The 12,771-nt window shown below is 66.4% G+C and carries 14 protein-coding genes and 1 pseudogene; 6 read left to right on the forward strand and 9 right to left on the reverse strand.

Annotation, left to right across the window (positions count from 1 at the left end; all coding sequences use genetic code 11):
* Nucleotides 1-20 precede the first annotated feature (20 nt).
* Nucleotides 21-986, reverse strand: coding sequence for a metallophosphoesterase (locus NTY77_19855; GenBank protein MCX5797752.1), 966 nt, complete (start codon nt 984-986; stop codon nt 21-23).
* A 98-nt stretch (nt 987-1,084) separates the two neighbouring features.
* Between NTY77_19855 and NTY77_19860 the strand changes: the two genes are divergently transcribed.
* The gene (locus tag NTY77_19860; GenBank protein ID MCX5797753.1) at nt 1,085-2,398 is read left to right on the forward strand and encodes a lytic murein transglycosylase; all 1,314 of its coding nucleotides are present in this window, start codon (nt 1,085-1,087) and stop codon (nt 2,396-2,398) included.
* A gap of 18 nt (nt 2,399-2,416) precedes the next feature.
* On the opposite strand, the gene NTY77_19865 is transcribed toward NTY77_19860, so the two are convergent.
* A complete protein-coding gene (locus NTY77_19865; GenBank protein MCX5797754.1) occupies nt 2,417-2,755 on the reverse strand; it encodes a hypothetical protein in 339 nt (112 codons plus the stop codon).
* A gap of 7 nt (nt 2,756-2,762) precedes the next feature.
* On the opposite strand from NTY77_19865, the gene NTY77_19870 reads away from it, so the two are divergent.
* Nucleotides 2,763-3,062, forward strand: a complete 300-nt coding sequence (locus tag NTY77_19870; GenBank protein MCX5797755.1) for a hypothetical protein — start codon at nt 2,763-2,765, stop codon at nt 3,060-3,062.
* Between the two features lie 71 nt (nt 3,063-3,133).
* On the opposite strand, the gene NTY77_19875 is transcribed toward NTY77_19870, so the two are convergent.
* Nucleotides 3,134-4,015 carry a hypothetical protein gene (locus NTY77_19875; protein MCX5797756.1) on the reverse strand — a complete coding sequence of 294 codons (882 nt, stop codon included), beginning with the start codon at nt 4,013-4,015 and terminating at the stop codon, nt 3,134-3,136.
* Between the two features lie 361 nt (nt 4,016-4,376).
* Here NTY77_19875 and NTY77_19880 point away from each other — a divergent pair.
* Both NTY77_19880 and NTY77_19885 read left to right on the forward strand, forming a co-directional pair.
* Nucleotides 4,377-4,733 (forward strand): annotated as a pseudogene (locus tag NTY77_19880) (DUF1016 N-terminal domain-containing protein).
* Between the two features lie 21 nt (nt 4,734-4,754).
* A complete protein-coding gene (locus tag NTY77_19885; GenBank protein ID MCX5797757.1) occupies nt 4,755-5,366 on the forward strand; it encodes a DUF1016 domain-containing protein in 612 nt (203 codons plus the stop codon).
* Nucleotides 5,367-5,451: 85 nt separating this feature from the next.
* Here NTY77_19885 and NTY77_19890 read toward each other — a convergent pair whose 3' ends face one another.
* Nucleotides 5,452-5,976, reverse strand: a complete 525-nt coding sequence (locus tag NTY77_19890) for a helix-turn-helix domain-containing protein (GenBank protein MCX5797758.1) — start codon at nt 5,974-5,976, stop codon at nt 5,452-5,454.
* A gap of 130 nt (nt 5,977-6,106) precedes the next feature.
* Here NTY77_19890 and NTY77_19895 point away from each other — a divergent pair, with 130 nt between their 5' ends.
* Nucleotides 6,107-6,538: an ORF6N domain-containing protein gene (locus NTY77_19895; GenBank protein ID MCX5797759.1), complete on the forward strand. Its 432-nt coding sequence runs from the start codon at nt 6,107-6,109 to the stop codon at nt 6,536-6,538.
* A gap of 194 nt (nt 6,539-6,732) precedes the next feature.
* On the forward strand, nt 6,733-7,245 hold the full coding sequence (locus NTY77_19900; protein ID MCX5797760.1) for a hypothetical protein: 513 nt from the start codon (nt 6,733-6,735) through the stop codon (nt 7,243-7,245).
* A gap of 37 nt (nt 7,246-7,282) precedes the next feature.
* Here the strand turns inward: NTY77_19900 and NTY77_19905 are convergent, their stop codons facing one another.
* From NTY77_19905 to NTY77_19925, 5 genes are all read right to left on the reverse strand, one after another.
* A complete protein-coding gene (locus NTY77_19905) occupies nt 7,283-7,531 on the reverse strand; it encodes a hypothetical protein (protein MCX5797761.1) in 249 nt (82 codons plus the stop codon).
* 6 nt (nt 7,532-7,537) lie between these two features.
* Nucleotides 7,538-9,364, reverse strand: a complete 1,827-nt coding sequence (locus tag NTY77_19910) for a hypothetical protein (protein MCX5797762.1) — start codon at nt 9,362-9,364, stop codon at nt 7,538-7,540.
* Nucleotides 9,365-9,435: 71 nt separating this feature from the next.
* On the reverse strand, nt 9,436-11,490 hold the full coding sequence (locus NTY77_19915) for a S46 family peptidase (protein ID MCX5797763.1): 2,055 nt from the start codon (nt 11,488-11,490) through the stop codon (nt 9,436-9,438).
* A gap of 96 nt (nt 11,491-11,586) precedes the next feature.
* Entirely contained in the window at nt 11,587-11,883 is a 297-nt protein-coding gene (locus NTY77_19920; protein MCX5797764.1) for a translation initiation factor, read from the reverse strand.
* Between the two features lie 45 nt (nt 11,884-11,928).
* Nucleotides 11,929-12,759, reverse strand: coding sequence for a hypothetical protein (locus NTY77_19925; protein MCX5797765.1), 831 nt, complete (start codon nt 12,757-12,759; stop codon nt 11,929-11,931).
* Nucleotides 12,760-12,771: the final 12 nt, after the last annotated feature.

Genomic DNA, 12,771 nt, shown 5'->3' on the forward strand with positions numbered 1-12,771 from the left:
CGGGACGCGGAGCCGGATCTTTAGGGCTTTTTCTTGCCGACGGTGGGGCGGAGCTCCCGGGTCAGTCTGTCGAGCCACTTCCCTTGCTTGTGGTCGTAGGTCTTGACCACCACCCGGTCCGGATAAAGGAACAGGGAGTTGGTCCAGATGGTGTCGTGCGTGGTCGTGGTGACGTCATTCTCCGACAGGTAGCTGCGGCCGTCCATGTCGCTGTTGTGGATCTCGGCGATGCGGCCGTCGTAGAGGTTGATCTTCCGGTCCGCGAAACTCGCGTTGGTCGCGCCGATGTGGGTGTGGCCGGAGACCCACATGAAGACCTGGGGGTTGTTCCGGAGCAGTCCGCGCAGTCCGTCCGCGGGCTGGGCGAAGAAGCTGGGGTGGTTGGATATCTCGTTGCGGCTCTGGATCGTCCCCTGGAGGGGAGCGTGGAAGAAGACGATGGTCGGCGCGTCCGGGCTGGCGCGCAACTCGCCCGTAAGCCAGGCCACTGTGGCGCTCGACATCTGGGCCAGATAGCCGGATTCGAGGTCGTCATCGCAGATGAACAGGCAGAGGTAGCGGCCGAACCTCTTCTCATAATGCAGGGCGGGCAGGCCGAAGGTGTCCTGGAAGAGCTTGAGCTTGGCCTGCCTCACGGCGGGCGCGGCCTTGCGGGTCTTGCCGTCCGGCCCCGTGTCATAGATGTAGTCGTGATTGCCTGTGATCGGGAACAGGGGCTTCTTGAGCTTGGAGAAGAACTCCTTGGCGAAGGCGTACTCTTCCTTGGTCCCTCGGTCCGCGGTGATGTCTCCGGTGAGGACGACCGCGTCCACGTCGTCCCAGCCGTTGACCGTGTCCAGGACCTTGTTCTTCTCCGGGATGAGCCGTCCGGGCAGGTGCGGATCCGACAAGACGACCAGGCGGGTGTAATCCTTGGCGCCGGCCCAGGCGTTTCCCGACAGGATGAGCAGCAAAGACAGGGCGGCCGCGGCTGCGCGTCGTCTCATGATCCTTAGGTTATCAAATCGCGTCGGGTCCTCGCCACAAAGGCTGGGTCGAAAGACCCATGACCGACGCTCCCGGTTAGAGTTATACTTGCGAGAGAATGTCGACCTTTCGCAAGCTGGCGGTCCTGGCGCTGGCGGTCTGCTCAGTGCCGGCAGGCGCGGCGCCCCGGTTGAGCGAGAGCGAGGCCCGCTTCGCCGCGGCCGAACTCTCCGCCCCGCGTTACGGGGCCCTGTTCGAGGAGCCTTCCGCCGATGACCTGCTGCGCGACCACGCCCACGGGGTCGCCGAGCTGATCCGGCGGAGGCTCTCCGCGGGCGGCGTCCTCACCGAGGAGCTGCTGTCCGAGGCCAAGCACCTGCAGCGCGAGCGCTACTCCTTGCTGGAGCCTAAGGACCGCGCCTTGGTCGATGCCGCTCTTTCCCTGCGCCTGGGGGGCTTCTCCGTGACCGGCCCGGGCCGGATCCTGACGGTCGCGGCTCCGGGGGCGATTTCGCCCGCGCTCCTGGCTCAGGAGGACTTCCCGACTTTCCTGGAGGGGCTGCGCTCCGAGGCGGCCAAGGACGGCGTGCCGCAGGCTGTCCTGGCCGAGGCCTTGACCGGACTCACCGTGGACCCCAAGGTCCTGGCCGCGGAGAGTTCCCAGCCCGAGCATACCATCACGTTCGAGCAGTACCTCACGGCTGTGGTGTCGGAGAAGCGCGTGGCGGGCGGCAAGGCGATGCTGGCCCAGCACGCCGCGCTGCTCGACAAGGTCTCCTCGGCTTACGGGCTCGCGGCTCAGTTCATCGTGGCCATCTGGGGCATGGAGTCCAACTACGGCCCGAACCAGGGCGACATGAACGTGGTCCGCTCCTTGGCCACGCTGGCCTACGCGGGCAAGCGGCCGAGCTTCTTCCGCAAGGAGCTCATGGCGGCCCTGCACATCCTGGCCGACGAGCGCATGTCCTCCAAGGACCTCAAGGGCTCATGGGCCGGGGCCTTGGGCCAGCCTCAGTTCATGCCCTCGACCTTCCGCAAGCTGGCCGTGGACTTCGACGGCGACGGCCGGCGCGACATCTGGAAGAGCGCGGCGGACGTGACGGCTTCCATGGCGAACTATCTGGCCAAGGCGGGCTGGGACAAGTCCGCGGGCTGGGGGGCCGAGGTGACGCTGCCCGCGGAGTTCGACCAGGCTTCAGCGAGCTTGTCGGTCGTGAAGTCCGTGGCGGACTGGCAGGCCGCGGGCGCGCGGCCGATGCCTGGCGCGGTGTTGCCGGCCGGGACGCTTTCCGCCTCGGTCATCCGGCCCAGCGGACCGGGCGGCCGGGCTTTCCTGGTCCTGCCGAATTTCCGGGTCGTGATGCGCTACAACAGCTCCACCTACTATGCCACGGCGGGCGGCCTGCTCGCCGACCGTGTCCAGGCGCACTGAGGCCTGAGGGCCCGGATATCATGACTTGGCGCGCCGCTTGCGTTTGGGCGGCGGGGTGAAGCCGAGCACGGGCCGACGCTCCGGCTCGGGCTCGGGCGGGCATGGGGCGGTCTCGATGAGGGCGGCGATATCCTGGTCGTGTCCGTCCAAGCGGTGCTCGTGTTCTGTGACCAGGGCCGCCAGGCCGCGGTCTTCGGCGATGAGCTCGCGCAGGCGGTCGAAGGCTCGCATGATGGCGATGTTGACTTGTATGGCGCGCTCGCTCTTGAGGACCGAGGAGAGCATGGCCACGCCTAAGCTGGTGAAGGCGTGAGGGCGGTGTTTGCGGTGCTGCCCGCGGCCGCCTTTCTTTAACATCGCAATCGTGACCGCATCCAAGCGCAACACGCGCTACCTCCCGTACGCCTTCACCGAAGACGGCGTCGTCATGTTCGCCAATGTCCTCAAAAGCCCGGTCGCCATCCCGGCCAGCATCCAGATCGTCCGCGCCTTCAACCGCATGCGCAGGATTGTCGCGGCGCAGGAGGGACTCGCGGCCAAACTTGCCGAGCTTGAGCGCAAGTGCGACCCGCATGACGTCCGGATTCACGCGCTCTTCGACACAATCCGGGGCTTCTTGGAACCCCCGCCCGAGCCACCCCGCGAGATCGGCTTCAAGCCCTGAGCGCAATCGAGGGTCCGGGGGGCCAACTTAAGGTGCCGGGCAGGCACCTTAAGATTCCGGTCGAAACGGGACTATTGGCGGGGTGCGGACGCGGCGCCGTAATGCGGGTCCGGGTAGGGCGTTCGGCAATCTGCGACCCTCGTCCCGCTCTCCAGGGCCTGGTCCACGCAAGCCAGGATGTTGAGGTACTGGTACTCGCCCTGCCCCAAGCCCTGCTCCGCTTCCATCCGCCAGGCCAGCCGCTTGGCTTCCTTGGCGCAGCGCTCGGCCTTCTTCTCATAGGAGCGCGCCAGGGCGAAGGCGGCGGCGGCCGCTGCCGGGCTGCCTGCCCGAAGAGCGGCTGCGGCGGCCGCAAGCGCGGAGGACTGCCGCCGCTTGTAGTCTGCGCACCGGTCTATCAAGGCCTTGATCTCCTCCAGCCCGCCTTGGTAGCCCAGCCGCTGTCCTTCGTCCAAGGCGCCCGCCCCGGCATCCGGCGCCCCAGGCAGGTCGTCGGCTTCGCCCAGCTCCAGCCCGGCTTCGCTCAGCGCCGGCCTCTGCCAGCCGAACGGGACCGAGCCGTCCGAAGACGGCTCGCTGCCGAGCAGACCCCCTGCCGCGGCTGAAGCCGGGGCCATCACGAGCCCCAGGCCCGAGCGCGCCTGCTTCGCGGCGGCAGGGGCCTCGCCCTCTGCCGCGGCTGCCGGCCCCGGCGCGGCGCGCGCGGCGAAGGCCGGCTCGGCAGGCGCCCCGCCGGACCCCGGCGCCGGCAGCGTCCGCAAGCAGGCCCAAGTCAGCCCGGCCCCGCCGCAGAAACCGGCCAGGGCCCAGAGCAGCGCCGTTCGGCCGGGCCTGGAGCAGGCCGAGAGCGCGTCTGCCATGTCCCTGAGCAGGCAAGGGGCGGCCTGGCTCTGGCGAGCGCCCTCGTGGGGCGCCAGTTGCGGGATCTCGACGATGAACGGCGTCTGGCTCATGTGACGGCCCGGCCTCGGCCATAGCATAGGCCGCGGCCCAAGACACCCCTGTTGCGCCTTTGGAAAAAGCGGGATAAATCCCGCTAAAGCGACGGTAAAGCGGGGGTCAGGTCTTGACATTTGACATTGAGCCGGGAGACTGCTGAAGCGGGGCCGGGCGGACATCATAAAGCTGGCAGGGAACAAAAAGGGGGGTCTGCTCGTATATATATCATGGGCCAGAACAGAGCCGATCCATTTTACCAACCGACTGTCTCCGGGTCTTCCCTGCCGGCCGGGTATCGCGAATTCCTCGAAGAGGTCAAAATCGCGGATCCGTACCGCGCGGGTCAAAGCATCACTCTCAGCCAATCGTGAGCTCATCTTCCTGTATTGGGGCATCGGCAGGTCCATCGTCGAACGGCAGAGGAAGGAGCGCTGGGGACGCGGCGTCGTTGATAGGCTGGCCGCTGACCTGCAAAGGGCCTTTCCCGGGATGAGAGGATTCTCGTCGAACAACATCTGGCGTATGAGGGCGTTCTACTTGGCATGGCCGGGGGGATTTCTTGCGCAGCCTGCGCAAGAATCGCCGGGCCCATTTCTTGCACAGGCTGTGCAAGAATCGGCCGGACAGATTCTGTTGCAGCCTGTTGCGGAAATACCTTGGTTCCATAATGTCATTCTGAACCAGAAGCTCAAATCCCCGGCGCAGCGCCTTTGGTACGCCAAAATGACCATGGAGCAAGGCTGGAGCCGGCCTGTGCTCATACAGAAGATCGAATCCGACCTCTATCACCGCCAAGGCAAGGCCGTCAACAACTTCAAAGCCACCCTCCCGCCGCCCCAGTCCGACCTCGCCGAGCAGGCCGTCAAGGACCCCTACGTCTTCGATCTCATGGCCATGGCGGAGGGCTTGCGCGAGCGCGAACTCGAAGCCGGCCTCATCGACCAGATCCAGAGCTTCCTCATCGAACTCGGAGTCGGCTTCGCCTTCGTGGGCCGCCAGGTGCGCCTGGAGGTCGGCGACAAGGAATACTACATCGACCTGCTCTTCTACCACCTACGCCTGCGCTGCTATATCGTCGTCGAGCTCAAGACCGGTGAGTTCAAGCCCGAATACGCGGGCAAGATGAACTTCTACCTCACCGCCGTAGACGAGCGCCTGCGCCACGCCGACGACAAGCCCTCCATAGGCCTCATCTTGTGCAAGGCCAAGCACCGCCTCACCGCGGAATACGCCTTGCGCGGCATATCCACGCCCATCGGCGTGGCGGACTGGAAGGCCCCGGCCCTGCCCGAGCCGCTGCGCCGGTCCTTGCCCAGCGTCGCCCAGTTAGAGGCTGAGCTGGGAGTTGGGGGACACAATACTTAACTCATGAGGCGGGCTGAGGGATAGCCCTGACTCCCTGCGGGAGCCCGCCCTAGAAGATCCCAAGTAAAGAGGTCGCCTGAACTGCTTACGGCCGCAGCCCCTGCCGTTGGCTGCTCAGCGCTTGGTGGTGGGGCAGCCTGCGCTGCTCCGAATGGAAGCTCAGCTCGAAGCCGCTGCCGTCAGGCGCCGCGATGGCGATGAAGAAGGACGCGTCGCCGTGTTTCGAGCGGACTTCGGCGCGGATGGCGGGCACGTCGTCCCAACGGAAGGCTTGCGGCCGGCTGAAGACCGTCTCCCGGCCCTGGACGCGCACGACCACGACCGCGCGCAGCCCTTCCGGCAGGGGAGCCGCCGCGGCGAGCGCGGGGACGGGCTTGGCATCCCCCTTCATGGAGGCCGCGGCGCTCGTGCGCTTGAACCGATCGAGCTCTTCACGCAGGAAGAGCAGCGCGCGCCCGACCCGATAAGAGGGACGCAGGTGGCCCTTGCCGACCAGGCGCCGGATCGAGACCGGATGATAGTGGAGGTATCTCGCCGACTCCTCGGCGGTCAGCAGCAGCGCCCCGCTCTCCGGGGAGAACACGGTGCGGGCCTTCTTCGGGCTCGGCATGTTACCGGATAGTAACCGATGGCGGGCGCGCTGTCAAGCCTGGGTCTTGACAGGAACCTCCAGTAGGGATACAATAGAGTAACAAGATACTCAATCGTAACCAAGCGAAGGAGAGCTGGGGGTGCAAGACATGACAGGACTCAGAGCCGGTTCCGTCGAGAGCCGCGTATTCTCCATCCGAGGCCGAAGGGTCATGCTGGATCGCGACCTGGCGGTCCTCTATGGCGTCACGACCGAAGAGCTGAATCAGGCCGTAAGGCGCAACTCCAAACGTTTCCCAGAGGACTTCATGTTCAGGCTGACGCCGCCGGAGCGGGATTCCCTGGAGCGCGGCCGGCAGCCCAAGTACGGCCCCTGCGCCTTCACCGGGCCTGGAGTGGTCATGCTTTCCGCGGTCCTCGACAGCGAGCGGGCCATCCAGGTCAGCATCGCCGTCGTGCGCATGGTCGTCGGAAAGTGCCGCGATGAAGTCTTCGCGCGCCTCCCGCCTGAGGTTGAAGCGGTCTTCCAGGTGTTCCGAAGCCTCATTTTGCCTTTGGCGGGGCGCTGCGGCCGGAACTAGCGCTCGCGGCGCAGGACCTCCGAGGGAGAGGCCAGCTTAAGGTGCCAGAACGGCACCTTAAGATCTGGAGGAACTTTTGGAGGTCGGCGTCGTATGGAAAGTAAGACTCCGATTCGGAATTGGACGAGCAAAAAGACTCGTCCGCGAGATCAAAGCGGAAGGCGTCCAGTAGAAAGGAGGTGCCGATGAGCGCCATGAAAAGCCCTAAGGCAGCGCCTGCCGAAAAGAGACGCGCCGATCCGGGCCTGGAACGGATCGTGGAGATGTTCCGTGAGGTGGAGAAGCTCAAAAAGGTCGGCAGAGAGCTGGGGATGTTCATGGATGATCGCGAGCTCCTCGAGTGTCCGCACTGCTGGCTTGCGGAAGACGTCGATAGCAGCGGATTCCATCTGGTCACGCTGCCCTTGGATCGCAAGAAGGACACGGGACTGCGCTTCACGCAGATCGGCCGCGGCGGGCTGCGCTGGCGCTGTCCGAACTGCGGCCGTGAGTTCAGGGGGGGAGGCGAGATCGGCGCGGACCAAAGCGACGATCTCAAGACCAAACTGAAAAAACTCAAGGTCGAGGCCGCCTGCCACGACATCCAGATCCAGGCCCTCTATGAGGCCATCCGCCGCTTGTGCGAGGCATCGGGCGGGGTCACCATGCTGCCGGCCGTCACCTATCCCCCGGCCAGTCGCCCGAGACGTCCGGGGATAACTTGCTGAGGGACTCCAGGGGGGCTGAATGATTCCTTGGCGGTCTTTAGCCCGCGATGTAGAACATCGGGGCCAGCATGCAGATCAGGAAGGCCGCGACGAAAAGGAGGAGCCAGCCGAGCGCGGGCCGCAGAGTCGCGGACGAGAAAAAGCCCAGGAACCAGGCGGGCGAGAACAGGCTGACGAACCCGGTCTTCTCGGCAGGGGCCGCCGGCGACTTGACCAAGGCCCAGCCGCTCAAGCCGGCCGCTATGCCGCCCGCGAGGCACAGGAAGAAACGCAGGGACAGCCTCATCGCGGCCTACCTTCCATCGGCGCTCTGGGGAAACAATCCGCCGACGAAGCTGGCGCCGCTCTGCGACGCTGAGACTATGCCCTCCTTTATGAAAGGGACGTTGAATACGGGCAGGACGCTGGCCCCGATCTGCAGCTGGCTGCTGCCCAGCCCCGAGAGCGCGCCGTAGAACTTCTGCGGCCCTGAGAAGCTCCACTTCGGCGCTCCGGAGAAGGCCTTCAGGATCTCGCCGCTGTTGGCGGCCAGCTTCTGGGGGAAGGCCTTACCCGGCGTCAGGCCCAGGAAGCCGGCGGTGCGCAGGGCCTGGGCTTCGTGCTGGGCGTAGTAGGCGGTCTCAAGGCTCTTGGCCAGCTTGAAGGCCTCGTCGGCTTCCTGCGCCGTCAACTGCGCGAGCGGCTTGCCCTTGGCGACCATCTCCAGGGCCGCGGCCCGGGTCGTGAACATCTGATGCGCGTGGGTGAACTCGTGCGCCTCTCCCACGAACGGGTTATAGAAGACCTTCTTCGCCTCCGGGACCCAGTCGGCCATGCCCGCATGCCAGAACTTCCACCGGGATTCGCGCTCTATCTTAAACAGGTCGCCCATATGCTCCTCGGCATAGGTGCTCATGGCCTTGGTGGCGGCCTTGTAGTTGCGTTCGCCGCCGAGCGCGGTCTCGACCACTCCGTTGATCGTCTTGACGCGGGTCGCGGCGGCCTCGGCCCCTTCCTTGGAGACGATCTTGAGACCATCGATGACCGCGGGCTTGTCCAGGAGTTGGGCGCCCTTGGCGACCTTGCCCGCGCTCCCGATGCCGATGAAGTTGGCGGCGAACAAGGCGCTGTTGCCGGCCAGCTTGGTCGCCTCCCAGGCCGTTCTCCAGCCCGAGATGTCATTGCTGGCCGATGCATAGCCGGTCCTGGCCGCGCTGTCCTCCACGTCTCCCAGCCCGGAGACGGCCAGCAGTCCGCGGTTGAAGTAGGAGTAGCCTTTCCAGACGTGGCCCCAGAAACCTTCGGCCTTCCTATCGGTCACCGACTTCCAGTAATTCTCCGCCTGCCGCACCCTGCCCGGGTTGGCCTTGATGTCCGCCTCCAGCTCCGCCAAAGCCCTCTTCTGGCGCTCCTGGGCCGTGAGCTCGGCGGGCACCGGCGGGGCCGCGGCCAGCTTGCGCAGGTAATCGGCCTGCGCCCGGGGGACCTTGTTGAGCGCCGCGAGCTGCGCCGGCGTCAGGCGCGCCTTGCGGCCGTCGGGCAGGACCACGACCCCGCCGGCGTCCGCCTTGATCATCTGGCTCCGGCCCAGCTTGTCGGCGAGGTCCAAGGCCCTCTTGTTCATCGCCTCGCGCATCTGCGGGGAGAGGTGCTGTTGGGCCAGGAGGTTGGCCACCGCCTCGGCTTCGAGCGCCTGGGCCGCGGCGCTTTGGGCGCCGCCGGCCTTCTTGAGCCGAGGCTTGCCCTGCGGGAGATAGCGCTGGTTGACCTTGGCGAGCCCGGCGGCGTCGAGCCCCAGTTGGGACCCGACCAGCCGCGCCTTCTCGCGGTACACGAGGATCTCCGCGGGCGAGGCGCAGGGCAAAGCGCAGCCTTCCTGCACGTCGCGGGCCGAGGCCAAGGAGGCCTTCAGCGTCCCGTAGGCCTGGGCCGCTTGGGCGTCGCCCGCCGCGGGGGCCGGGACCGATACCGCCTGATCGAGGGTCTTCTGGCCGGGTTCGTGGGTGGTGTAGAGCGTCTGGGCCTGGGTCCGGGCGCGCGCCAGGGCCTGCGGAGAGGCTTTGGGATCGGCCGCCCCCGGGGCGGACCAGGCCGCCAAGGGGGCGAACAGGAAGAGGGCTGCCAGAATAGAGGGGGTCATGGCACTCATTAGTATGACCCCGGAGCCCCCTTCGGTCAAGGGGGGCTGCGGGATTTTACCGAGGCGTAATCTCAGTGCGCGGTCAGCTCGTCGGCCAGCGAGTCCATCCGGTAGACCTTGCGCAGTCCCTCGATGATGCCGGAGGAGTGCACGGCCACGGCCCGGGCCCGCTCGTCCGAGTAGACGTAGCGCCCCACCAGGCCGGGGATGTTGCTGTCGAAGATGAGGCCCACGTACTCCCCGTCCCGGTTGAAGACCGGCGAGCCGGAGTTGCCGCCGATGATGTCGTTGGTGGTGACGAAGTCCAGCGGCGCGGACAGGTCCACGTCCGCTTTGCGCTCGGCTTCCAAGGGCGAGAGGTCGAAGGGCGGCGCGTTGTCGAAGGAGGCCGCCCGGTCGTAGAGCCCGTGGAACGTGGTCTTGTACGGGACGCGGGTGGTGCCTTCCCCGTACCCCGCCACTTTCCCGTAGGAGAGCCGCAGGGTGAAGGTCGCGTCCGGGTAGGTGGACGTGCCCAGGATGGCGAAGCGCGCCTTGGCGAGCTTGTTGCCCTCCAGCGCCTCCACGCTCTCGACCTCGTCCTCGCGCCATTTGCGCAGCTCGCGGTATAACGGGTCGAGGGTCCGGGCCCAGACGATCAGGGGGTCCTTCGAGGCGGCCACGGCCTTGCGGCCGCCGGCCACGAGTTTCTTGCGCAGCTCCGGGTCCGCCAGGCCCGTGCCCGAAACGAGCTCTTGGGCGCGCGTCTGCGGGTCCTTGCCGGCCAAGGCCGCTTTGACGTAAGGGTGCTCGGCGCCGAGCTGGTCCAGGGACTCCCTGAGGTCCATGGCCAGCAGGGCCTCATCGAGGTCCGCATAGACGGGAGCGGGCGAGAAGAGCTGGAAGCGCAGGGAATCGAGGTTGGAGTCCCGGAACTCCTGGTAGCGCTGGTCGTTGGGCTTGTCCACCTCGGCGACGTAGCGCACGATGCGCTCCGCGATGCCCGCGAGCTTGGAGTCCGCGGCACCGCGATACTGCAGGTCCTTGAAACGCGCCACGAGCTTGTCCTTGACCGCGGCCAGGCGCTCCCAGGACTGGGCCGCGAAGGCGAGCTCGGGTCTGGAGGCCGCGGCCGCGCGCAGGGACTCCTCCGCGCCCTTCTTGACCGCCATGAGCTTCTGGTCCTGCAGGCCGGCCAACTCGCCGGTATAGGCCTTGGCTGCGTTCTCCACGCCGAAGATCTTGTTGCGGGCCCGCCGCGCCGGCTCCGGGCCCCGGGCCGAGTATTCGTTCAAGGCTGCGCGCCGCAGGGCGAACTTCTTGAGGAGGGTCGGCAGGTCGTAGTCGCGCTGGTACTCGAGCTGCTTGACGGTCAGGAGGCGGTCGGTGGAGCCGGGGTGCCCGGACACGAACACCAGCTCGCCGTCCTTGGCCCCGGACCGGCTCCACTTGAAATAGGCCGGCGACTCGGCGGGCTTGCCGTCCTCATAGACGCGGAAGAAGGCCATGTCCAGGTCGTGGCGCGGGAAGACGAAGTTGTCGTAGTCGCCCCCGTAGAAGGCCGCCTGCACCTCGGCCGCCATGACCAGGCGGACGTCCGTGTACTTCTTGTAGCGGTAGAGCTGGTACTGCCCGCCGTTGTAGAGCTCGACCACGTCCGAGCGCAGCTTGGTCTGGTCGAAGGATTCCTTCTCGATGCGGGACATCTCGGCCTTGCGCTGGGTGTTCTGGACGGCATCCGAGGCCTTGGCGTCTATGGCGGCGAGGACCCGGGCCGTGACGTCCTGGGTCGAGAACAGGACGTTGAGCTCCAGGTCCGGGCAAAGCTGCTCCTCGGCCGGGCGGCGCGCGAGGAAGCCTTCCTTCGCGTAGTCCTTCTGGGCGGTGGACATCTTCTGGAGCTGGCCCAGGGCCACGTGGTGGTTGGTGATGACCAGACCGTGGGGGGAGACGAAGGCGCCGGAGCCCCCGTCGTTGAAGCGCACCGAGGCCAGCCGCGCCTTGGCGAGCCAGCCCGGAGTCGGGGCGAACTGGTAGCGCTCCTGGAGCTGCTTGAGCGGGAGGTTGTCCAAGGTCCACATGCCCTCGTCGGCGCGGGCGGCTCCGGCCAAAGAGATTGCAAGGACAGCCAGCAGAAGCTTCTTCATCCTATTCTCCTCTAATTCGGGGACACCATACTTAGAGATCGGGGACACAATACTTAATTCGGCGGGAAGGGGGGAGATAAGTATTGTGTCCCCGAATCATCCGATCCTTCTCACTTTGTAGCCGAGCGCAACGAGCTCCTTCTCCAGCTTGTCGCGGTGGTCGCCCTGGAACTCCAGGACGCCGTCCTTGACCGCGCCGCCGCAGCCCAGGCGCTTCTTGAGCTGGGCCAGGAGCTGGTCCTTGATGGTGGGGTGCATGATCAGGCGCTCCACGCGGGTGACGCCGTTGCCCTTTGCCCCGCGGCCGAAGGCGAGGCGCACGGGCTCGGGCTGGCGGGGCGTGCTCTTCTTGCCCCAGTCCTGGTCTGACGAATAGACGATCTTGTCGCTCATCGAGCCAGATTGTAGATAAAAAGGACGAGCCGATGGGGCTCGGCTCTAATCCGCCAGCTCGTAGAGCTGCAGGGTCTCGCCGTCCGCGGACAGCTTCAGGCCGACCGTCTGTCCGTTGGAGAGGGCGTAGCGGGAGATGCTCGTCTTGGAAATGTCGGCGACCGGGAAGATGTAGTTGTTGAAGTCGTGCTTGCCTGGCTCGCCCACGTCCTCGGCCAGGAAAACGGCCAGGCGCCGGGGGTCGGCCTCGGCCGGGCTCTTGGAGCCGTCGACGCTGCAGGAGTAGAACAGCCGGTAGTCCTTCCTCCCGATGCGGACTGTCTTGCCGGTCGCGAACCCCTTGGCCAGGAGCTCCACGATCCGGCTGGTGAACACGGGCTCGTTGCCGCCTTCCCGGTAGATCTCGATGATGTTGTTGGTGCGGGCGCGCCAGATGCTCACGTCCAGGAGGATATGGTAGCGGGCGCCGTGGTACTCCCAATAGCCGTCCATGCCGCGCTCCAGTTTGTAGAAGTACGGGGACGCCCAGGCCGCGGGGAGCACTGAGACGTAGGCGTTCCCCTCCAAATCGAAATGCGCGCTCAGATAGATCCGCTCGCCGTCCCTGCCGAAGCCGTCCGTGGTCTTCCAGTACTGGTCGCGGATCTCCGCGAGGTTCACGCTCGCTTGAGGTTGCCGGGAGACCTCCGCGGTTCCCAGGTTCTCGACCGAGGCGCGGGACGCCAAGACGGCCGGCGAGCCCGAGACCGCGGGGACTTCCAGGAGCCCGGCGCTGGGCGCCATGCGCCGCAGCTGTTCCAAGGCCTGGGGATAGGCGCTGGCCGCCGCGAGCGGAAGGCAGGACAGGGCCAATGCGATACGCCCGATGCGGAGCATGGTGAAATAGTA

This window comes from Elusimicrobiota bacterium (assembly GCA_026388095.1).
GTDB lineage: Bacteria > Elusimicrobiota > Elusimicrobia > UBA1565 > UBA9628 > UBA9628.